Origin of the sequence: Mesorhizobium sp. CO1-1-7 (assembly GCF_020164885.1) — a bacterium.
In the GTDB taxonomy this organism is placed as follows: Bacteria; Pseudomonadota; Alphaproteobacteria; order Rhizobiales; family Rhizobiaceae; genus Mesorhizobium; species Mesorhizobium australicum.
On record NZ_JAIUHA010000012.1, the window covers coordinates 103,236 to 125,111 of the forward strand.

Genomic DNA, 21,876 nt, shown 5'->3' on the forward strand with positions numbered 1-21,876 from the left:
GCCAAAGGGTAAAGCAGATGACCGTGAAACTTTCTTCCTCGAGCCTCGTCAGGCTTCCGCCCAAGGTCGCAGGTCCGAACTATGACCGCTCGGCGCTGAAAGCCGGCATCGTGCATTTTGGTGTCGGCAATTTTCACCGCTCGCACCAGGCCGTCTATCTCGACGACCTGTTCGGTCAGGGCATCGGTCATGATTGGGCGCTTGTCGGCGCCGGCGTGTTCGATGGCGAGAAGATCGGCCGCGGCAAGCTTGAAGAGCAGGATTGGCTGACCACAGTGGTCGAGCAGGACGAGGGCCATATGAGCGCCCGCGTCACCGGTGCGATGATCGATTTCCTGATGCCGGGCGATGCCGCCGCCATCATCGATCGGCTGGCCGATCCGGCGATCAGGATCGTTTCGCTGACCATCACCGAAGGCGGCTATTTCATCGACCCGGCCTCCGGCGTCTTCAACCCGACCCATCCCGACATCGTCGCCGACGCGCAGCCGGGCGCCACACCGAAGACTGTGTTCGGCATTATCCTGGCCGGGCTGGTGCGACGCCGCGAGGATGGTATCGTGCCGTTCACCGTGATGTCCTGCGACAACATTCCCCACAACGGCCATGTCACGTCGGATGGTGTTATCGGCCTTGCCCGCCTGATCGACGAGGATCTGGCGAGCTGGGTCAGCGAGACGGTCGCCTTCCCGAACGCCATGGTCGACCGCATCACGCCGGCCACCAGCGACCGCGAGCGCAAGATCCTCGCCGACGATTTTGGCATCGAGGACAACTGGCCGGTGTTCTGCGAGCCGTTCCGGCAATGGGTGCTGGAAGACCATTTCACCGATGGCCGCCCGGCGCTGGAAAAGGTCGGCGTGCAGTTCGTCAAGGACGTCGCCCCTTATGAACTGATGAAGATCCGCATCCTCAATGGCGGCCACGCCACCATCGCCTATCCGGCCGGGCTGATGGACATCCACTTCGTGCATGAAGCGATGCAGGAGCCGCTGGTGCGCGGATTCCTCGACAAGCTCGAGCACGACGAGATCATCCCGACGGTGCCGCCGGTGCCGGACACGGTGCTGGAAGACTATTACCAGCTCATCGAGAAGCGCTTCTCCAATCCCAAGATCGGCGACACGGTGCGCCGGCTCTGCCTCGACGGGTCCAATCGCCAGCCGAAATTCATCATCCCGACCATCGCCGACCGGCTGAAGGCCGGCAAAGGCGTTGCCGGACTGGCGCTGGAATCGGCCCTTTGGTGCCGCTACTGCTTCGGCACGACGGACAGCGGCGCCGTCATCGAGCCCAACGACCCGAGCTGGGACCGGCTGAAGGCAACGGCAAAGGCGGCAAAGGACGCGCCCGCCGCGTGGCTTGCGATGGACGATATCTATGGCGACGTCGGCCGCGCCGCCGCCTTCGTCGAGGCCTTCGCCCACGCGCTCAACGTGCTCTGGGCCAATGGCACGCGCGCCACGCTGACGCGCTACCTCGCCGGCAAGCTCTGAGAGCCAGCCGGCATCATGACGCCTGAACTGGTCATCTTCGACTGCGACGGCGTGCTGGTCGATAGCGAGGCGCTCTCCGTCTCGGCGCTGCTCGGCATGATCGAACTTGCCGGCGGCAGTCTTGGCGAGGACGCTGCCTACGAGCATTTCCTCGGCAAGAGCATGAAAAGCGTGCGCGAGATCCTCAGCCGCGACTTCGGCCTGGAGATCACCGACCAGCATCTCACCGCCATGCGCGTCGACCTCATGCGAAAGTTCCGCGAGGAGCTGATGCCGATCCCCGGCGTCAAGGAGATGCTGCCGAAGCTCGGCCTGCCGTACTGCGTCGCCTCTTCCGGCACGCTAGAACGCATTCGTTACGCGCTCGACATCACCGGTCTGCTGACGCTGATGGAGCCGCATCTGTTCAGCGCGGCCATGGTTGCCAAGGGAAAGCCGGCGCCCGACCTTTTCCTCCACGCCGCCGCCACCATGCGAGCCCATCCGCGCAGATGTCTCGTCATCGAGGACAGCCCGGCCGGTGTCGCCGCCGCACGCGCGGCAGGCATGCGCGTGCTTGCCTTTACCGGTGGCGCGCACGCTGGCAATCCGGCATTGAAAGCGCGGCTTGCGTCGACCGAACCGGACTTTATATTCGCTGACATGCTGCAATTGCCCGATCTGATTGCAGGCCTGGGAGCGAGAGTTAGAGCATCTTGACGAAACAGTTTGTCTGCGCGGTCGATGTCGGCACCGGGAGCGCTCGCGCGGGCATTCTCGACGCCAGTGGCACCTTGCTCGGCCGCGCCGAGCGGCCGATCGCCATGAACCAGCCGAAGCCGGATCATGCCGAGCATGATTCGCGCGATATCTGGTCCGCCGTCTGCACCGCCGTGCGTGCCGCGCGGGAAAAGGCCGGCGTCGCCGCCGGGGATATCGCCGGCATCTCCTTCGATGCCACCTGTTCTCTGGTCGTGCGGGACAGGCAAGGCGGCCAGCTCAGTGTGTCGACGACCGGCGACAAGCGCTGGGACACCATTGTCTGGCTCGATCACCGCGCCATCGCCGAAGCCGACGAATGCACGGCGAGCGGCCACGAGGTGCTGAATTATATAGGCGGCGTCATGTCGCCCGAGATGGCGACGCCGAAGCTGATGTGGCTGAAGCGAAATCTACCGAAGACATGGAATGAAGCCGGCTACCTGTTCGACTTGGCCGATTTCCTGACATGGCAGGCAACGGGCTCGCTGGCCCGCTCGCAATGCACGCTGACAGCGAAGTGGACTTATCTGGCGCACCAGGACAGCGCATGGCAGCGCGATTTCTTTGAACTTGTCGGCCTCGACGATCTTTTTGACCATGGCAATCTGCCCGAAAAGGCAAGCCCGGTCGGCGCCGATATCGGTCCGTTGACGGCGCAGGCAGCGGCGGAACTCGGCTTGACCGAAAACTGCCGCGTCGGCGCGGGCGTCATCGATGCCTATGCCGGGGCGCTTGGCGTGCTCGGCGGTTTTGCCGGCGACGACCAGAATATCGGCCGCCATCTGGCGCTGATCGCCGGCACGTCCTCCTGCGTCATGGCGATGTCGCCCGACCCGCAGCCTTTCGCCGGCGTCTGGGGCCCTTACTACGGCGCCGCGCTGCCGAAGCTGTGGCTGTCGGAAGGCGGCCAGTCGGCGACCGGGGCGCTGCTCGACCACATCATCCGCTGGCACGGCGCCGGCGGCGAGCCGAACGCGGGCATGCATGCCAGGATCGCCGGGCGCGTCGCCGAGCTGCGCGCCGCCGAGGGCGAGAACCTTGCCCCCCGATTACACGTGCTGCCGGATTTCCACGGCAACCGCTCGCCGCTGGCCGACCCGCACGCCGTCGGCGTCGTCAGCGGGCTGACGCTGGATTCCTCTTTCGACAGCCTGTGCAAGCTCTACTGGCGCACCGCCGTCGGCATCGCGCTCGGCGTGCGCCATGTGCTGGAGGCGCTGAACGAGAACGGCTACCTGATCGACACGCTGCACGTCACCGGCGGCCACACCAAGAACCCGCTTCTGATGGAGCTCTATGCCGACGCCACCGGCTGCACGGTGGTCGAGCCGCTGGCCGACGAGGCGGTGCTGCTCGGCACCGGCATGGTGGCGGCGACCGCCGCCGGGCTGTTCCCCGACCTCAACGCCGCCTGCCTTGCCATGCAGCAGGGCGGCAAGACACGCGCCGCCAACCCGGCGGCCGGCCCCCGCTTCGATCGCGACTACCGCATTTTCCTGGAGATGCACCGGCAGCGGCAGGTGCTCGACGCCATCCGGTAGGTCTCAGCGCTCTACTGCTTGCGCAGGGACGCGCCCGATGTCGCGTCGAACAGGTGGATCGCTTCCTCCTCGAACGTATAGCGGACGGGCGCATGCAGCACCGGGCATTCGCGTGCCGGAACCAGTGCGCTGATCTCCTTGCCGCCGGAGCCGAAGGTCACCAGCGCGTCATTGCCATGGAATTCAATGAGATCGGCAGTGCCTTGCAATATGCCGCCGGCGCTGGCCGTCTTCAGGTCCGGCGGGCGGATGCCCAGCACGGCGCGATCGCCCGGCTGGAGATGAAAACCCGCCCCGTCTATCGAAAGCACCGTTCCGGCGCCGGTCAGCGTCAAGCCGTTCCCCGCCCGGCCAACCGTCACCTCGATGAAATTCATGTTCGGCGTGCCGATGAAGCCGGCCACGAAAATATTGCCCGGCTGCCGGTAGATTTCCGCCGGCGAGCCGATCTGCTCGATGACGCCGTCCTTGAGCAGCACGATGCGGTCGGCAAGCGTCATCGCCTCCAGCTGGTCGTGGGTGACATAGACGGTGGTGGTCTTCAGCGACTGGTGCAGCCGCGCGATCTCGACGCGCATATGGTTGCGCAATTTGGCGTCGAGATTGGACAACGGCTCGTCGAACAGGAACACCTTGGGCGTCTTGATCATGGCCCGGGCGATCGCCACGCGCTGCTGCTGGCCGCCGGAAAGTTCGGCTGGCTTGCGGCCGAGATAGGGGTCGAGCCCCAGCGTCCCCGACACCGCTTCGACCCGCTTGCGGATCTCGGCCGCCGGCACCTTCTGGCGCCGCAGCCCGAAGGCGATGTTGTCGAAGATCGTCATGTGCGGATAGAGCGCGTAGTTCTGGAACACCATGGCGATGCCGCGATCCCCCGGATCGAGGTCGTTGACCACCTTGCCGCCGATCGAGACCTCGCCGCCGCTGATGTCCTCCAGACCCGCCAGCATCCTGAGCAAGGTCGACTTGCCGCAGCCGGACGGGCCTAGGAAGACGACGAATTCGTGCTCTTCGATGCTGAGGTTGAGATCGCGGATGACCGTGGTGGCGCCATAGGCCTTGTCGACATGGGAGCAGACAATCGCGGACATGGTCAGCCCTTTTCGCCTGTAAGCAGGATCTGCAGCTTGACGTCCTGCGGGTTGCCTTCGGCGGCTCGTTCGAACGCCTTGATGCTGTCGGCGAAATCATAGGTGCCGGTGATCAGCGGCTTGAGGTCGACCTTGCCGGAGGCGATGAGCTGCAGGGCGCGGTCGAAAATGTTGGCATAGCGGAACACCGTCTCGATGCGCACTTCCTTCGAGATCGCCGCCGGTACGTTGAGGGCCACCGGCTCCACCGGCAGCCCGACCAGCACCACCGCGCCACCTGGCCGCACGACATCGAACAGGTCGGCGAAGGCCTTGGGGCTCCCGCTCGCCTCGAAGACGATGTCGGCGCCCCAATTGTCGGTCGCCGCCGCGACGGCGTCGACAAGCGACTGCTCGCCGATATTGACCGGCACGATGCCGGCATATTGCGCTGCGATCGTCAGCTTGGGCGCGGAAAAGTCGGAAATCAGCACTTTCGAACAGCCGCCGGCAAGGGCGGCAAGCGCGATCATGATGCCGATCGGGCCGCAGCCGACGACGACGGCGACATCGCCCGGAATGATGCGGGCACGGCTTGCCGCCTGCATGCCGATGGCGAAGGGCTCGACCATGGCGCCCTCGGCGAAGGAGACATTGTCGGGCAGCCTGTAGGTGAAAGCCGCCGGGTGCACGGCATAGGGAGCAAGGATGCCATGCACCGGCGGGGTCGCCCAGAAAGTGACGTCCGGGTCGACATTGTAGATGCCGAGTTTTGTCGCGCGCGACGACAGGTTCGGCACGCCGGGCTCCATGCAGACGCGGTCGCCGACTTTCAAACTCCTGACATTAGCGCCGACCTCGACGATTGTGCCGGCGGCCTCGTGGCCGAGCACCATCGGCGCCCGCACGACATAGCTGCCGATGGCGCCATGGGTGTAATAGTGCACGTCGCTGCCGCAGACGCCGACCGTGTGGATGGCGATCCTGACGTCGTCGGGTCCGACATCGAGCGGCAACGCGATCTCGCGCAGCGACAGTTCGCCTTTTTTTTCAAGTACCAAAGCCCGCATCGGGTCGTCCTCACTTCAAGTCTTTTTTTGCCGGAAAACGGAATTCAGGAAACCGCTGAGCACGCCGAGGAAAAGCAGCGGCGGCAGCGACAGGAGCACGACCGAGGCGTTCAAAATCCCCCACGGCACATTCATGCCTTGCTGGGAGAGTTCGGAGGCGACGATCGGCAAGGTCTTGGCATTGGAACTCGACAGCATCAGCGCGATCAGGAACTCGTTCCAGACCAGCACGAAGCTGAAGGCAATCGCGCCGATCAGCGAACGGGCAGCCACGGGCAGCGCGATCCGCCAGAACACCGCGTAAGCGCCGTACCCGTCAACGAAGGCGGCTTCCTCGATTTCCTTCGGCACGGCCTGGAAGGCTGGAATGGCCAGCCACATGATCACCGAGATGGTCAGCAGGGAGTAGGTGACGATCAAAGCCGGCAAAGTGTCGTAGAGGCCGAGTTGCAACCAGATCACCATCAGCGGGATCGCCACCGCCACCGGCGGCAGGAAACGCAGCGACAGCACGAAGAACTGGATGTCGCCGGCCCAGCGGTTGGGATAGCGCGCCACCGCGTAGGCCGCGGGCAGGCCAAGCACGACGCCGATCAGCACGGCCGTGCCGCAGGCGACGACCGAATTGTAGAGGCCCGTGATGACGCTGTCGCGGCCAAGGATATAGCTGATATTGGATAGCGTCGGCGTGAACACGAGGCGCGGAACGCGGGTGATGATGTCGACGCTGTTCTTCAGCGAATTGAGCGCCGTCCACAGCAGCGGGAACACGGCCAGAAATCCGGCGAAGGCCAGGACGGCCTTGGCGATCATGCGGCCGGGCCTCATGCCTGCACCCGCTTCCACAGCATGGTGAAGGTGATGACGGTGGCGATCATCATCAGCACGGCCATCGCCGAGGCGTAGGAGACCTTGCCGGACTCGATGAAGCCTTGCGAGAAGGCGTACATGTCGAGCGTTTCGGTTGCCACGCCGGGGCCGCCGCGGGTCATCACGTAGATCAGGTCGAAGGAGCGCAGCGACTCGATCATCTTGACGAACATCAGGCTGATCAGCGGCGCCTTCAGCATCGGCAAGGTGACGTAGGCGTGGATCTGCCAGCGCCGGGCATGGTCGAGCCGGGCCGCCTCGATCGGCTGCGGCGGCAAGGTCTCCAACAGCTTCAGCACGATGACGGCGAAGAACAGGCCCCATTGCCAGACGTCGACCGAAGCCACCGCGAACAGCGCCGTCGCGGGCTTGGACAGCGGGTCGAAGATCAAGCCGCCGGTAATGAGCCGGTAGGGGTAGGTGGCGATGCCGTAGAGGGGATGGTAGGCGAACTTCCAGACGAAGGCGGCCGAGACGCGCGGCAGCAGCACCGGGATGATGAACAGCAGGCAGTAGAGATTGCGCAGGCGCGGCGAGGCGGCCTCGAACATCAGCACGCCGAGCCCGATCGCCACCACCATCGTTGCCACGACGGTGACCACCTCCCACTTCACCGACACCCAGACGGCGTTGAGGAAGCGGCGGTCGGAGAATAGATCAAAGAAGTTCGAGAACCAGACCCAGGAATAGGCCGTCGAGCTCAGCTCGCGGTTCTGCAGGGCGATGATGATCGCGTAGAGCGTCGGCACCATCGACAGGATCAGCAGAATGACCAGCGTCGGCATGACAAAGGTGACCGGCAGGGATGAACGTCGAGGCATTGGTCTCAGGCCTTGCTGTGTCTCTGATATCTGGACATGACGGGCAGGCCCTCCTGCGACGCACAGGTTCCGGCGGTCCCGAGACTGCCGCGAACCGCGCGCCGCAAGAGGGAGGGACCTACTTCTTCACCAGCTCATTGGCATAGGCCTCGAGCTCGTTGAGGCTGCCCTTGACGTCGGTGCGCGTGCCGGCGATCAATTCCTCGAGGATGATGCCCCAGCGGTCGCCGAGATCCGGCCAGCGTGGATCCTGCCAGAAGTTCACCGCCGTCACCTTGCCTGTTTCGGCAAGCGCCTGGCCGAGATCGGCGCCGTAGATATCGGCGAACTCCTTGCTGGACAGGATGCTGGTGCGGTTCAGCTCACCGAACTGGTGGGCGTCGAGCCGGCGCTTCTCGTTTTCCTTCGACGTCGCCCAGGCGATGAACAGGCCGGCGCATTTCTTCGAAGCGTCGTCGGCATTGGCCTTCGCCGCGATGGCGAGGCCATGGCCGTAACCGCCGCCGGGAAGTGGCGAGGGCGGCGGCAGGAAGCCGATCTTGCCGACCACTTGCGAGGTTTTCGGATCGACCGCCATGCCCGAAAGCGGCGTCGATTCGACGAGGATCGCGACCTGGCCCGACAGGAAGGCGCCGGTCGATTCGTCCCAGCTGCCGGTCTGCGTGCCGGGAGCCGAATCCTTGAACAGCTTCAGATAGGTCTCGGTCGCCTTGACCGCGGCCTCGGAATTGAAGGCCGGCTTGTCGCCGTCGAACCACTTGCCGCCATAGGCCTTGAAGAACGGCATCCAGCGCCAGACATTTGCGCCCGACCCGCGTGCGCCGCGCAGCGCGATGCCATACATGCCCTTGTCCGCATTGGTCAGCTTCGGCACGTCGGCGATCAGCTCGTCCAGCGTCTTGGGCGGCTGGATGCCGGCGGCCTCCAGCACGTCCTTGCGGTAGACCATCAGGTCGCCCCCGCCGGTCAGCGGCGCGAACCAGACCTTGCCGTCATAGGTGGCGACCTTCTGGCGGCCTGGGTCGAAGTCGGCATAGTCGTAGTCAGCCGGATAAAAATCGGTCAGCGGCACGATCCACTTCGACGAGGCGAAAAGCGCCACATTTGCTTCATCGACATAGTAGACGTTGTAGTTGCCGACTGTGGACGCGTCCGCGCGCGACTTGGCGCGGCGATCGTTCTCGTTGAGATAATCGATCTTGAAGCTCGCGCCGGAGAGCTTCTCGAACTCGGCCTTTGAGTCCTCCAGAAGCGTCAGGCCGTCGCGTGGCTGCGCCAGCACCTTGACCGGTGCCGAGCAGACCGGCGCCTGCGCCAGGGCTAGGGTTGAAACGGTAGCGGAAAGCACGAAAGCTGCGCCAAGGCTGGCAGCGAGCCGAACTGGTTTCATGATCTTTTTCTCCTCCAGGAATACGTCGCAGGAAACGCAGGTCATCGGGTTGCGCGATCCTCACCATCGCCCGGACGACATGCCACCCGTCGCCAAAATGCGCAGTTGCGATGGGCCAAGCTAGAAGCCCCGTTGCAGCCGACCTGTACTTTTATGCATTGTGCAGCGCAAAAAACGGCACCCACATAGGGGACGCGTCACACGAGTATCGATCTGGTCCAAAAGGGCGATTCAGGATGCGCTTATGCGCGCATCGCCAGACGCTGCCGCGACAGCTTGCGATAGGATGACGGCGTCATCTTGTGCTTGCGCAGGAAGGCGCGGTTGAAGTTGGAGATATTCATGTAGCCGACCTGGAAACAGATGTCGGTGATCGGGACATCGGTGTCAGCCAGCAGCTTGCACGCCTGCCACAGCCTGAGCTTGGCAAGATGGTCGCTGAAGGAATTGCCGGTGTTCTTCTGGAAGAACCGCGAGAAGGTGCTTTCGCTCATGCCGGCCAGCTCGGCCACGTCAGGCAGCTTCAGATCCTCGGCGAAATGCTGGAACAGATAGGTCAGCGTGCGCTGGATGATGTCGAGCGAGGCGGCGTCGAGAACCGGCTGGAAGTTCGGTGATGACAACAGCTCATACTCATCGGTCCGGGCCAGCAGGCCGACCAGTTCGAGGAACAGGCAGAACCGGGCCAGCCCATGCACCGTACCCATCCGCTCCATCAGCGCGGCGCCTTCAAGCGCGGTCCCGCCGTGGAAGACCATGCCGCGCAGCGACCGTTCCAGGAACGGCTCCAGTTCGCGCAATTCCGGCAGCATGTCAGCCGATCCTCGCAGCCGCTCGGCATCGAATTGCAGCACGATGTCGCGACCCTCGATCAACTCGCCTGGCTGCACCGCGGTGACCCAGTCATGCGGCAGGCCACCACCGACGATGGTGAGGTAGCCCGGCCCGAACTCGCCAATATGATCGCCGACCAGGACCACGCCGGAGGATTTTCGCAGCAGGTGGATCTCGTATTCCGGGTGGAAGTTCCAGACATTGCGCTCCCAGGGATAGTCGTCCAGCCGCCACAGGAAACTGTCGCTCGCCTCGGTGACGATATGCTCGAAGGAAGGCGCCGTGCGCGGGATCGCGGCCGTGTTCTTTCTGCGTCTGAACGCCATCCTGCCTCCCGTAATTCGCCCGCTGCCGATGTTTTAATCCGTAGCAGCCCGGGCCGGCAAGGGAACGAGGCGACGCCTCCCGGCAATGGCGCTGGCTCAATCTGTTCTCGCGCCCCTCCCTTGCCTTCATGTCGCATTTCGTTCAAGAGACGGCGCAAACGCCGCGAAACCGAAGGTTTTGCCGTTTGCAATGCGGCTTCCGGCTCTTTGCCGACGCGCCGCAACCTTGAAAGAGCAGGACAATGTCCGCGATCGAAGCCGGCGCTCGCGCGCCGGAAAATCTTTGGCGTCAGGAAATCAGGGCGACGCTGGCGCTGGCCTGGCCGATGGTGCTGACCAATCTCGGCCAGACGGCGATGACCGCCACCGACGTCATGATGATGGGCCGCCTCGGCGCGGACACGCTGGCCAGCGGCGCGCTCGGCGCCAACCTGTATTTCATGCCGCTGATCTTCGGCCTCGGCCTGATGCTGGCGACCTCGCCGATGATCGCGACCGAGCTTGGCCGCCGCCGCTATTCCGTACGTGACCTGCGCCGCACCGTGCGCCAGGGCCTGTGGTTGGCGATCCTGATCTCGGTCCCGATCTGGCTCGTGCTGTGGCACGGCGAGGCCATCCTGCTGGCCATGGGCCAAGAGCCGGCGCTGGCGCGCCAGGCCGGCATTTACCTGCGCTGGCTGGAGTGGGCGGTGCTGCCCTTCTACGGCTACATCGTGCTGCGCTCGTTCATCTCGGCGCTGGAGCGGCCGGGCTGGGCGCTGCTCATCGTCTTCGTCGCCGTGGCCTTCAACGTGTTCGCCAACTGGGTGTTCATGTTCGGCAATCTCGGTGTTCCGGCCATGGGCATCGCCGGCTCGGGCCTTGCGACCTCGCTGTCCTCAACGCTGATGTTCGCCGGCATGGCTGTCGTGGTGATGTGGGAGAAAAAATTCCGGCGCTATCACCTGTTCGGCCGCTTCTGGCGATCCGACTGGCCGCGCTTCAAGGGCCTGCTGCGGCTCGGCCTGCCGATCGCCGGCATCCTTGCCTTCGAGGTGACGATCTTCAATGCCGCCGCCCTGCTGATGGGCCTGATCGACGCGGATTCGCTGGCCGCGCACGCCATCGCCATCCAGATCGCCTCGATTTCCTTCATGGTGCCGCTCGGCCTCAACCAAGCGGTGACGGTGCGGGTCGGGCTCGCCCACGGCGCCGGCAATCCCGAAGGTGTGTCGCGTGCCGGCTGGACCGCCTTCGTCATCGGCGTTTCTTTCATGGCGCTGATGGGGCTGGTGATGGTGCTTTGGCCGCATCTCCTGATCAGCGCCTTCATCGACCTTGGCAATCCCGCCAATGCCAGGGTGATCGCGCTAGCCGGTTCGTTCCTGGTTTTCGCCGCCCTGTTCCAGGTCTTCGACGGCGCGCAGGCGGTTGCCGCCGGCATGCTGCGCGGCCTGCACGACACCAAGGTCCCGATGATCTATGCCGCGATCGGCTATTGGGGCGTCGGCCTGCCGCTCGGCGTGCTGCTCGCCTTCCATTTCGGCTTCCACGGCGTCGGCATCTGGATCGGCCTGTCTTCGGGGCTGGCCGTGGTGGCAGCGCTGCTTCTTGCCCGCTGGCTGCGCCGCGACCGCATCGTGCCGTCAGGCGCGTTCGGACATTGAACCCGGTGGCCGGTTGCCAGCCTTCCGGCATGTCCTAACATTGCCGCCCATTAAAACGACGCCTTCAGACCGGACCACGGACGCCCGCTAAGAGAAGGCCCTGGCATAAGATATTGGACGGTTCCCAAGCGGCAAACGTTTCCACCAAGAGACAAATGACCGAGGAGAATTATCATGAAGGCAATTGTGGTGACGGACCAGGCTGCGGGAACGGCCGGGATGAAGCTGGTGGAGCGGCCTGAGCCGCAGCCAGCGATAAACGATGTCGTCGTTCAGGTTCATGCTTCGGGATTCGTCCCGACCGAGCTGGCATGGCCCTCGACCTGGACCGACCGCCGCGGCCTTGACCGAACACCGTCGATCCTTGGGCACGAGCTGGCCGGAGTTGTCATCGCACTCGGGTACGGCACAACGGGACTGTCGGTAGGTCAGAGAGTATTCGGCCTCGCCGACTGGCATCGCGACGGCACGCTCGCGGAGTATGTAGCCATGGAAGCACGCAACCTCGCGCCGCTGCCGGGCGACGTCGACTTCACGGTGGGCGCAAGCCTGCCGATCTCGGGTCTCACCGCGTGGCAGGGACTCTTCCAGCATGGCCGCCTTCAGGCGGGGCAGAGCGTCCTCGCGCACGGTGCGGCCGGCGCGGTCGGGTCGATGGTGACGCAACTTGCACGAGAGGCGGGCGCCTACGTCATCGGCACCGGACGCGCCGCCGACCGTCAGACGGTGCTCGACTTTGGCGCGAATGAGTTCGTCGACCTCGAGAACGACGCCCTCGAAGACGTGGGCGAAGTCGCTCTCGTGTTCGATGTGATCGGCGGGGAAATCGGGAAGCGGTCCGCCGGCCTGATTCGAGCCGGAGGAACACTGGTGTCCGTCGTCGGATCGACAGAGGCGCGGCCTGCCGACGGCCTGGCGGTTGACTTCGTTGTCGAGTCCGATCGTGCCCAGCTGAGCGAGATCGTCCAGCGGGTGCGGGACGGACGACTGCGGACGAACATCGGCAACGTTTCGACCCTCAACGATGCCGTCGCCGCCTTCAACCCTACCGGGCGACGCACTGGGAAGACGATCATCCGCGTTCGTCCGTGAGGATTTGGAAACGGCGAGGGGCAAGGGTCCTCTTCGGTCGAAAGCTGAGCATCCAACAGATCAAATGACCTTCAAGAGGCATTCGAACGCTAGGCACCGGGAGTTTCCGGCCGCCGTCGATGTTGGACAGCGCAACACGCCGTCGGACTCAGCGCACCGCAGCCCGCTTCTCGAGCCGTCGCGCATACTGCGTCAGCGGGAAGCACAGGGCGAAGAAGATCAGCGCCACCAGCCCATAGACCTTGAACGGTTCGAAGGTGGCGTTGTTGATGGCGTTTGAGGTTCGCACCAGCTCCTCGAAGCCGATGATCGAGGTCAGCGCGGTCGACTTGATCAGCTGCACCAGGAAACCGACCGTCGGCGCGCGGGTGATCGCGAACGCCTGCGGCAGGATGATCAGCCTGAGCTCCTGCAGATAGTGCAGGCCGAGGCTGGCGCCGGCATCCCATTGGCCCAATGGCAGCGCATCGACGCCAGAGCGCCAGATTTCGGCCAGATAGGCGCTGGCGAAGAAGGTGAGGCCGAGCACCGCCGCCGTCCACGGCTCGATGCGCAGGCCAAGCATCGGCAGGCCGAAGAACATCAGGAACAGCTGCATCAAGACCGGCGTCCCCTGAAACAAGGCGATGTAGCCGGAGGCAACGCGTCGGCTCCATTTATTCTTGGCGATCCTCAGGAACAGCACCGCCATTCCGACCACCGCGCCGCCGACGAAGGCGGCCAGTGACAAAAGCACCGTCCAGCGCGCGGCAAGCAGAAGGTTGCGCACAATGTCCCACAACGTGAACTCGATCATGACACGCCAGCTCCGAGCGCGCGGCGGCCGCCTGCAACCAGCAGCCGCCGCAAGGCCATCGACATCAAGAGATAGACCAGCGTGACGACGAAATACGTCTCGAAAGAACGGAAAGTGCGCGCCTGCAGCATGTCGGCCTCATAGGTCAGCTCGCGCACCGCGATCTGCGACACCACGGCTGATTCCAGCATCATGATGACGATCTGGCTGGTCAGCGCGGGATAGATGATCTTGAGCGCCTGCGGCAGCACGATCTTGATGAACACCTGGCGCGGCCTCAGCCCGAGCGCCAGGGCCGCTTCCGTCTGCCCGTGCGGCACCGCGTCAAGGCCGGCGCCGACGATCTCGATCGTGTAGGCGGCCATGTTGAGCGTCATCGCCAGCATGGCGGCCAGGATCGGATCGAGCCTGATGCCGAGGCTCGGCAGGCCGAAGAAGATGAAGAAGAGCTGCACCAGGAACGGCGTGTTGCGCATCACCTCGACATACCAGCCGATGGCCCGGCGCAGCAACGCGGGGCCGCTTCGCCGCCCGGCGGCACCGAGGATGCTGAGCAGCGTGCCCGCAAGCGTGGTGACGGCGATCAAAAGGATCGTCGTCGCCGCGCCGTGCGCGATGTCGGCCACGGCACCTGGAAGCCAGCCGAAGGCCACGGCAACTCAATCCTTGAGGTTGTCGGGATTGAGCGGCGTCTTCAGCCAGGCCTTCGAGCTTTCGTCAAGCTTGCCGTCGGCCAGCATCTTGGCAATGGCGTCGTTGACCGCCTTCTTGAGGGCATCCTCATGCTTGTTGAGGCCGATATGCGAAGGCGAGGTCAGAAGCTGAAACTTCTGCTCCGGCTTCAGCGCATCCTGCTTGGCCAGCACCTGCGCGCCGACATCGTTGCCGACGACCATCAATTGGGTCTGGCCTGAGATGAAGGCCTGGATCACTGAATTGTAGTTGTCGAAACGCTTGATGTCCGCCGAGGCCGGTGCTGCTTCGGTGAGCGAGGTGTCTTCCAGCGTGCCGCGATTGACGGCGATCGACTTGCCGCCGAGATCTTCCTTGCCTTTGACGGGCATTGCCGCCGGACCGATCACCGCGATGTAATAGGGCGCGTAAGCAGCGGCGAAGTCGATGACCTGCTCGCGCTCTTTCGAGTAGCCGACGCTCATCAGGATGTCGACGCGATGGTCGTTCAAATAGGGGATGCGGTTCTGGCCGGTGACGGCAACGGTGTTGAGCTTCACCTTGAGCGTGTCGGCGATGTACTGCGCCACATCCATGTCATAGCCCTTGAGGCTCATGTCGGCACTGGCCGAGGAGAAGGGCGGGAAGTCGGCGAAGACGCCGACATTAATGGTGCCGGCCTTGGTGATGTCGGCCAGCGCGTCGGCATTGGCGGCTTGCGTGGCGAAGCCGGCTAACCCCACGAGCAGAACGGCGGCGATGGATGATTTGCGGTGGATTGTCATTGTCATTCCCCTTCTGGAAGCTTTTGATTGTTTGGGTCGGCCGCCGGCTCCAGTGCGGCGGCCGCCTTTCTCTGTCAGGCCCCCTTGCCTGATACTGCCGGGCTGAACACCATCAGGCTCAGGATCTCGAACAGCACCTGCGCGCCGGCGTGCGCCGTGTTGGTGGTGGCGTCATATTGCGGCGCCACCTCGACGACATCGCCACCGACAATGTTGAGACCCTTGAGGCCGCGCAGCAGTTCGAGCACTTCGCGCGTCGTCAGCCCGCCGACTTCCGGCGTGCCGGTGCCCGGTGCGAAGGCGGGATCGACGCTGTCGATGTCGAAGGACACATAGGTCGGGCCGTCACCGACTATTCTGCGCGCCTTCTCGATGATGGCGGGAATGCCGAGACCGGTCACTTCCTCGGCATGGACCACGGTCATCCCGGACTCGTAGGTGAATTCCCACAGATATTCGGCCGAGCCGCGGATGCCGATCTGGATGGTGCGCGTCGGATCGAGCACGCCGTCCAGCACCGCGTTGCGGAACGGACCCCCATGGTGGAATTTGGTCAGGTCGAACAGGCCGCTGGTGTCGCAATGGGCGTCGATGTGAATCAGGCCGACCGGCGCCTTCTTGCCGACCGCCTTCAGGATCGGGTGGGTGATCGAATGGTCGCCGCCGACCGACAACGGGATGACCCCGGCGTCGACGATCTGGTTGATGCGCCGCTCGATATCCTCATGGCTGGTCTCCAGCCGGTAGCGGCTCTGGAACGGAACGTCGCCGATGTCGGCGACCCTGAGTTCATGCGTCGGCGCGCATTCCAGCACATGATTGTAGGGGCCGATGCGCTCGATCGCCCGCAAGGCGCGCGGCCCGAAGCGCGAGCCCGGCCGGTTGGTGACGCCGAGATCCATCGGCACGCCTGTTATCGCCACCTGCAGGTCGCCGAAGTCCGGATTGTCCGCTGCGATTTCGCGGTAGGGCGCGGCAAGGAAGGTCGGGATGCCGGAATAGGGCGCCAGCCGCGTGCCGCTCTTGGAAAAGATCTTGTCGGCGACCTTGCGAAATTTCGGGTCGAACATCTCGCCGCCATGGCTCTCGCCATATTTGCGACGCAGCGCATCGAGCTTGCCGCGATCGTATCCCATATCCGCTCCTCCTCGGCTGATGCAGTGGTGCCGGCGGTGACCTCGGGCGAACCGACCGTCATCCGGCCGGGCCGTTGTCCGGCTGGCAGTCTGCAGATTTCACGTCTTGATGTTGTTCCGGATCAAAGTGTCCGGCAGCCGCTTTGAAAAAGCAATTGATATTGTTAGGGTGTTTCCTGTGAGAAAATCTCACAATGAAGCCGAGCATCCATGGCCAAGCGCCTGCCACCTCTCAACCCGCTGCGCGCCTTCGAGGCCACGGCCCGCCATGCCTCGCTGACCAAGGCGGCGAGCGAACTGAATGTCACGCACGGCGCCATCAGCCATCAGATCAAGGCGCTGGAGCAATCGCTTGGCGTCAAGCTGTTCGAGCGCGTCGGCCAGCGGGTCAAGCTGACCCCGCACGGCGCCGAACTTTTGCCGGCGGTATCGGTCGCCTTCGACGGTATCGCCGCCGCCACCCAACGGCTGACGCGGCCGGCAAGCAGCGGCGCGCTGTCGGTGTCCTGCGTGCCTGCGTTGCTACTCTTGTGGATGACGCCGAGGCTGGGCAGCTTCACCGCGCAATATCCCGACATCCAGCTGAAGCTCATTCCCTCCAACGATCCCAGGGATATCCGGGCGCCGCATATCGATGTCTGCGTGCACTATGGCGATGGCAGCTGGACCGACTGCTGGATGCGCAAATGGTCTGGCCTGGAGCTGTTCCCGGTGGTCAGCCCGACGCTGATCAACAACCGGCCGATCCGCAATGTTCGCGACCTCGCCGAACATGTCTTGCTGCATGGCGACGATGGCCGCGAGTGGCACACCTGGCTGGCCGCCGCCGACGCGCTGGACCTGGAGCGCGGCCGGCGTCATCATCTCGGCGATGCACGCATGACGGCGGAAGCCGCCGTCCATGGCCACGGCGTGGCGCTGGGCGACTCGGTGACGGCAAGCGCCCTGCTGGCCAGGGGCATGCTGGTCGCGCCGTTCAGCCTGTCGGTGCCGGCGGTCGACGATTTCTATGTCGTTTGCCGCAACGAAATGCGGGGGACGCCGATCGTGCAGGTGTTCATCGACTGGCTGTTTGCCGAGAAGGCCGGGGATGACGGCCGCGCCGACGCCCCGGTTGCGGGCCGCCTCGTCACCCGCCGCAAACGTCCCGCGCTCAAGGTGATGGGCGGCAAACCCACATAGCCGCATGCAGGGCTTTCTTTTTGTCGGGCCAGCCTGAAAGCGGGCAGCGTTTTTGCCAATTCGATGCTATGAGGCCTGTCGCGATTGTGGGTGGCAGGCAGCGAAGGCGGCAGCAAGCATGGCAAAGACCGATATTGCGCGGCGTGTCTATAACCACACCTGGAAGCTCGACCCGATCGTGCGCAGCTTGCTCGACACCGATTTCTACAAGCTTTTGATGCTGCAGATGATCTGGGGCATGTACCCCAAGGTCGAAACCACCTTCTCGCTGATCAATCGGACGACTTCGGTCCGCCTCGCCGACGAGATCGATGAAGGCGAGCTGCGCGAACAGCTCGACCATGCCCGCACCTTGCGCTTCTCCAAGAAGGAAATGATCTGGCTGGCCGGCAACAATTTCTACGGCCGCAAGCAGATTTTCGAGCCGGAATTCCTCGCCTGGCTGGAAGGCTTCCGGCTGCCCGACTATGAGCTTTCCAAGCGTGACGGCCAGTACGAGCTCTCTTTCTCCGGCCCCTGGATGTACACCACGCTTTGGGAGATCCCCGCGCTCGCCATCATCAATGAATTGCGTTCGCGTGCCGCTCTGCGATCGTTCGGGCCTTTTACGCTCGACGTGCTCTATGCCCGCGCCAAGGCCAAGATGTGGGCCAAGACCGAACGGCTGAAGGCGCTGCCCGGCATCCGCATCTCGGATTTCGGTACCCGCCGGCGCCATTCCTTCCTGTGGCAGCGCTGGTGCGTCGAGGCGCTCAAGGAAGGCATCGGCGAAGCTTTCACCGGCACCTCCAACGTGCTGCTGGCCATGGACAATGATCTCGAAGCGTTGGGCACCAACGCGCATGAACTGCCGATGGTGTTCGCGGCTCTTGCCAATTCGGAAAAAGAGCTGAAGCAGTCGCCCTACAAGGTGTTGCAGGACTGGCAGCGCTACTATGGCGGCAACCTCTTGATCGTGCTGCCCGATGCTTTCGGCACCGCCTCGTTCCTGCGCGACGCGCCGGACTGGGTCGCCGACTGGACCGGCTTCCGCCCCGACAGCGCGCCGCCGATCGAAGGTGGCGAAAAAATCATCGACTGGTGGCGCGAGAAGGGCAAGGACCCCAGGCAGAAGCTGCTGATCTTCTCCGACGGGCTCGAGGTCGAGACCATCGAGGAGACCTACCGCCACTTCAAGGGCAAGGTGCGCATGTCCTTCGGCTGGGGCACCAACCTGACCAACGACTTCGAAGGCTGCGCGCCGACCGAGACCAACAGCCTCGACGCCATATCGTTGGTCTGCAAGGTCACCGAGGCCAATGGCCGGCCGGCGGTCAAGCTCTCCGACAACCCGGCCAAGGCGACCGGCGATCTCAAGGAGATCGAGCGGTATTTGAGGATTTTTGGGCAAAAGGATCGCGTGGAGCAACTGGTCAAGGTTTGAGGGTGGGCGGACCCTTGGGCAGTTCGAGTTTCGTCGTAGAACGCCTCCGTCTGCCGTTCGCCTTATGGTGCTCGGCCTTGTGGCTCGTCTCCCCCACTCTCGCCTTCGCCCACGCCTCCGACCGCGGCCACGTCCTGCTCCTTCCTACCGGCTATTATCTCGCCGGCGGCGCTTTCGCCGTGGCCGCCAGTTTCCTTGTCTTGGCATTGCTGCCGTCCGACACCCTCGACCGTTTCTGGCGCCGACGCCTGCCGCTATTCGCCTTCGGCGACAGCGTCCGCGCCGCCATCAGTTTGATCTCCTTTGCCGGTTTTGCAATTCTCCTCGCCGCCGGCTTCATAGGCAGCCGCGACCCGCTCTCCAACCCGCTGCCACTGGTGGTGTGGACGCTGCTATGGGCCGGCCTGACACTGCTGCAAGGCGTGTTCGGCGATCTCTGGTCGTGGCTCAACCCCTGGTACGGCCCGTGGCGGCTGCTGTCGCGGCTGACCGGCGGAAGCGATGACGGCGTCAGGCAACTTCCGCAATGGCTCGGCTGCTGGCCGGCTGTCATGCTGTTTTTTGCCTTCGCCTGGTTCGAACTCGTCTATCCCGCTCCCGACGATCCGGCGCGGCTGGCCTTCGCCGCCGGCCTCTACTGGCTGTTCACCTTGGTGGCGATGCTGGTGCTCGGCTACGACAGATGGGGTCGAAGCGGTGAATTCCTCGGCATCTTCTTTTCGGTGGTGGCGCGCTTCGCGCCGATCGAGCGCGGCGACAAAGGCCGACTTGCGCTGTGCTGGCCGGGCGCCAAACTGCTCCGGGCCCAGCCGCTGCCCGCCAGCGGCATCGCCTTCCTGCTGCTCGCTTTGTCCTCGGTCTCCTTCGACGGCCTGTCGAAGACCTTCTCCTGGCTCGGCCTGTTCGGCATCAATCCGCTCGAATTTCCGGGCCGCACGGCCGTGATCGGCAGCGGCACGCTTGGGCTCGTTATGACATTCGTGCTGCTCGCGGCGGTGTTCCTGCTTGCCGTCGTCCTCGGCCAGCGTCTTGCCCGCGGCGGCCAGCCTTTCGCCCAGGCAGCGGGCATGCTGGTGTGGTCGATCGTGCCGATCGCGCTCGCCTACCATGTCGCGCATTATCTGACGGCGCTGCTCGTCGACGGCCAATATGCGGTGGCCTCCCTGTCCGATCCCTTCGCGCTGGGCTGGAACCTGTTCGGCACCGCCGACATGCAGGTCGAGGCCGGCATCGTCGCCGGCGCGGCGTCGGCATGGTGGCTGTGGAATGTCCAGGCGGGCGCCATCATCCTTGGCCATGTGCTCGCTGTCCTCGTCGCGCACGGCTTTGCCTGGCGCCTGCATCCCCAGCCTGCCCGCGCCGCGCTCAGTCAGTTTCCGCTCACCGTGTTGATGATCGCCTACACCATTTTCGGTCTCTGGCTGCTTGCCACGCCGACAGTCGGATGAGACAAGCCATCTCCTGTGAGCCATGCCCCGACGGAAAGCTTGCTTGCCAGGCCAAGCCTTTGGTGATTTAGTTTGTACACATGCAATTTTGCATCCTCTTGCCGAGGATGTTCGAGCCGCCTTATCGTTGGTCAAAACACAAAAACAGGGGAACGAACGTGACTGACAAGAACGGATTTTTCGATCTCTCCAAAACCGCACTCACCCGCCGTACCACGCTGAAGGGCCTCGCCGCCGGCGCTGGCCTCGCCATGGCGCCCGGCTTCGTCCGCTACTCCCAGGCACAGAGTTCGGCGCCGATCAAGATCGGCTTCCAGTCGCACCGCACCGGCATTGGCGCCGCCTATGGCCGCTGGTACGAGAAGACGACCGCCGCCGCGATCAAGGCGATCAATGCCGCCGGCGGCATCAATGGCCGCCAGGTCGAGGTGATCATCGAGGATGACGGCACCGATCCCGGCCGCGGCGCCGAAGTGGTCGGCAAGTTCGCCACCCAGCACAAGACCGACATCGTCTTCGGTACGCTGTTCTCGCATGTCGTGATCGGCTCGGCGCCTGCCGCCGGCGAAAACAAGATGCCCTACTTCGTCGTCAGCGAAGGTCACCACGTCGCCTCGACCAAGCTCAACCGCTACGTCTTCCAGCCCGGCATCACCGACGTGAAGAGCCAGATCCAGTCGATGGCGCCATGGATCGCGGCCAATGCCGGCAAGAAGGTGACGCAGATATTCCCCGATTTCGCCTTCGGCTACGACCATCGCGACTACCTGCCGCCGGCGCTGAAGGCGCAAGGCGCCGAGGTGATCGCGCAGATCGCCATTCCACCGACGGAATCGTCCTTCACCAAGTACTTCCCGCAGATCCCGGCCGAGACCGAGGTGATCTACCACGTCATGGTCGGCCCGGCGGTGCTCACCTTCGTCAAGGAACTCGGCGAGTTCTACGGTTCTAACCGGCCGCAACTCTTCGGCTTCATCGATTCGCTGGAAGCCGTGGACATCAACAGTCCCGGCCTCGAATTCCTCGACGGCAGCCATTTCTGGGAAGGCTCGCCGCGCTACGCCCAGCCCGACGACACCGAAGCGCAGAAGGCCTATCGGGCCGCTGTCGGCATCGACGACAATGGCGCCGCCGTCGGCGACGCCAAGGATGTCTCCACCGCCGCGCACATGTTCGGCTGCTGGGAAACGCTCTACGTCGTCAAGAAGGCGATGGAAGACGCCGGCTACAAAGGGCCGGAAGACCGCGCCAAGCTGGTCGAGGCGACCGAGGCGCTGAAGGAATTCGCCGAAGGCCCGGAGCATCCGCAGGGGCCAAAAACCTTCAATGGCAAGATCCACCAGTGCTTTGGCATCCAGAACATCTCCAAGGTCGAGGGCGGCAAGCTGAAGGTCGTACACAAGACCAAGATCGAGGACGGGCTTTACGAGGCCGAAGGGGATTACACGACGCAGGCGCTGTGAGCTCATTCCAGCAGCCAACGTGAGCGCCAAGGCACCCCCCTCTGTCCTGCCGGACATCTCCCCCGCAAGGGGGG

The 21,876-nt window shown here is 64.1% G+C and carries 19 protein-coding genes; 9 read left to right on the top strand and 10 right to left on the bottom strand.

Annotated elements, in window-relative coordinates; genetic code table 11:
• The first annotated feature begins 17 nt into the window (after positions 1-17).
• From LB516_RS24930 to LB516_RS24940, 3 genes are read left to right on the top strand one after another with little or no spacing between them, the layout of a single operon-like run.
• Positions 18-1,496 carry a mannitol dehydrogenase family protein gene (locus LB516_RS24930; protein ID WP_224720532.1) on the top strand — a complete coding sequence of 493 codons (1,479 nt, stop codon included), beginning with the start codon at positions 18-20 and terminating at the stop codon, positions 1,494-1,496.
• 15 nt (positions 1,497-1,511) lie between these two features.
• On the top strand, positions 1,512-2,195 hold the full coding sequence (locus LB516_RS24935) for an HAD family hydrolase (protein WP_141905986.1): 684 nt from the start codon (positions 1,512-1,514) through the stop codon (positions 2,193-2,195).
• Complete coding sequence (locus LB516_RS24940) at positions 2,192-3,778, top strand: FGGY-family carbohydrate kinase (RefSeq protein WP_224720533.1); 1,587 nt, start codon at positions 2,192-2,194, stop codon at positions 3,776-3,778. Before LB516_RS24935 ends, LB516_RS24940 begins: the two co-directional genes overlap by 4 nt.
• Positions 3,779-3,789: 11 nt before the next feature.
• Here the strand turns inward: LB516_RS24940 and LB516_RS24945 are convergent, their stop codons facing one another.
• From LB516_RS24945 to LB516_RS24970, 6 genes are all read right to left on the bottom strand, one after another.
• Positions 3,790-4,869 carry an ABC transporter ATP-binding protein gene (locus LB516_RS24945; protein WP_224720534.1) on the bottom strand — a complete coding sequence of 360 codons (1,080 nt, stop codon included), beginning with the start codon at positions 4,867-4,869 and terminating at the stop codon, positions 3,790-3,792.
• Between the two features lie 2 nt (positions 4,870-4,871).
• Complete coding sequence (locus LB516_RS24950) at positions 4,872-5,918, bottom strand: NAD(P)-dependent alcohol dehydrogenase (RefSeq protein WP_140719270.1); 1,047 nt, start codon at positions 5,916-5,918, stop codon at positions 4,872-4,874.
• 15 nt (positions 5,919-5,933) lie between these two features.
• Positions 5,934-6,746, bottom strand: a complete 813-nt coding sequence (locus LB516_RS24955; RefSeq protein WP_224720535.1) for a carbohydrate ABC transporter permease — start codon at positions 6,744-6,746, stop codon at positions 5,934-5,936.
• A complete protein-coding gene (locus LB516_RS24960) occupies positions 6,743-7,609 on the bottom strand; it encodes a carbohydrate ABC transporter permease (RefSeq protein WP_224720536.1) in 867 nt (288 codons plus the stop codon). Before LB516_RS24960 ends, LB516_RS24955 begins: the two co-directional genes overlap by 4 nt.
• A gap of 118 nt (positions 7,610-7,727) precedes the next feature.
• Positions 7,728-8,999, bottom strand: coding sequence for an ABC transporter substrate-binding protein (locus LB516_RS24965; RefSeq protein WP_140719264.1), 1,272 nt, complete (start codon positions 8,997-8,999; stop codon positions 7,728-7,730).
• Positions 9,000-9,241: 242 nt separating this feature from the next.
• On the bottom strand, positions 9,242-10,159 hold the full coding sequence (locus LB516_RS24970; RefSeq protein WP_224641939.1) for an AraC family transcriptional regulator: 918 nt from the start codon (positions 10,157-10,159) through the stop codon (positions 9,242-9,244).
• A 242-nt stretch (positions 10,160-10,401) separates the two neighbouring features.
• Here LB516_RS24970 and LB516_RS24975 point away from each other — a divergent pair, with 242 nt between their 5' ends.
• Positions 10,402-11,805 carry an MATE family efflux transporter gene (locus tag LB516_RS24975; protein ID WP_224720537.1) on the top strand — a complete coding sequence of 468 codons (1,404 nt, stop codon included), beginning with the start codon at positions 10,402-10,404 and terminating at the stop codon, positions 11,803-11,805.
• A 174-nt stretch (positions 11,806-11,979) separates the two neighbouring features.
• Positions 11,980-12,897: an NADP-dependent oxidoreductase gene (locus tag LB516_RS24980; protein WP_015314476.1), complete on the top strand. Its 918-nt coding sequence runs from the start codon at positions 11,980-11,982 to the stop codon at positions 12,895-12,897.
• Positions 12,898-13,045: 148 nt separating this feature from the next.
• On the opposite strand, the gene LB516_RS24985 is transcribed toward LB516_RS24980, so the two are convergent.
• The 4 genes from LB516_RS24985 to speB all read right to left on the bottom strand — a co-directional run bounded on the left by LB516_RS24985 (position 13,046) and on the right by speB (position 16,286).
• The gene (locus tag LB516_RS24985) at positions 13,046-13,693 is read right to left on the bottom strand and encodes an amino acid ABC transporter permease (protein ID WP_140615286.1); all 648 of its coding nucleotides are present in this window, start codon (positions 13,691-13,693) and stop codon (positions 13,046-13,048) included.
• A complete protein-coding gene (locus LB516_RS24990) occupies positions 13,690-14,346 on the bottom strand; it encodes an amino acid ABC transporter permease (RefSeq protein ID WP_015314474.1) in 657 nt (218 codons plus the stop codon). Before LB516_RS24990 ends, LB516_RS24985 begins: the two co-directional genes overlap by 4 nt.
• A gap of 6 nt (positions 14,347-14,352) precedes the next feature.
• Positions 14,353-15,150 (bottom strand): transporter substrate-binding domain-containing protein, encoded by a 798-nt coding sequence (locus LB516_RS24995; protein ID WP_015314473.1) that lies wholly within the window; start codon positions 15,148-15,150, stop codon positions 14,353-14,355.
• 74 nt (positions 15,151-15,224) lie between these two features.
• Positions 15,225-16,286 carry an agmatinase gene (speB, locus tag LB516_RS25000; RefSeq protein ID WP_140711757.1) on the bottom strand — a complete coding sequence of 354 codons (1,062 nt, stop codon included), beginning with the start codon at positions 16,284-16,286 and terminating at the stop codon, positions 15,225-15,227.
• A 210-nt stretch (positions 16,287-16,496) separates the two neighbouring features.
• On the opposite strand from speB, the gene gcvA reads away from it, so the two are divergent.
• The 4 genes from gcvA to LB516_RS25020 all read left to right on the top strand — a co-directional run bounded on the left by gcvA (position 16,497) and on the right by LB516_RS25020 (position 21,802).
• On the top strand, positions 16,497-17,468 hold the full coding sequence (gene gcvA, locus LB516_RS25005) for a transcriptional regulator GcvA (RefSeq protein WP_224720538.1): 972 nt from the start codon (positions 16,497-16,499) through the stop codon (positions 17,466-17,468).
• A gap of 118 nt (positions 17,469-17,586) precedes the next feature.
• Complete coding sequence (pncB, locus tag LB516_RS25010) at positions 17,587-18,891, top strand: nicotinate phosphoribosyltransferase (protein ID WP_224720539.1); 1,305 nt, start codon at positions 17,587-17,589, stop codon at positions 18,889-18,891.
• A 77-nt stretch (positions 18,892-18,968) separates the two neighbouring features.
• On the top strand, positions 18,969-20,339 hold the full coding sequence (locus LB516_RS25015) for a hypothetical protein (protein ID WP_224720540.1): 1,371 nt from the start codon (positions 18,969-18,971) through the stop codon (positions 20,337-20,339).
• A 158-nt stretch (positions 20,340-20,497) separates the two neighbouring features.
• Positions 20,498-21,802, top strand: a complete 1,305-nt coding sequence (locus LB516_RS25020; RefSeq protein ID WP_224720541.1) for an ABC transporter substrate-binding protein — start codon at positions 20,498-20,500, stop codon at positions 21,800-21,802.
• Positions 21,803-21,876 lie beyond the last annotated feature (74 nt).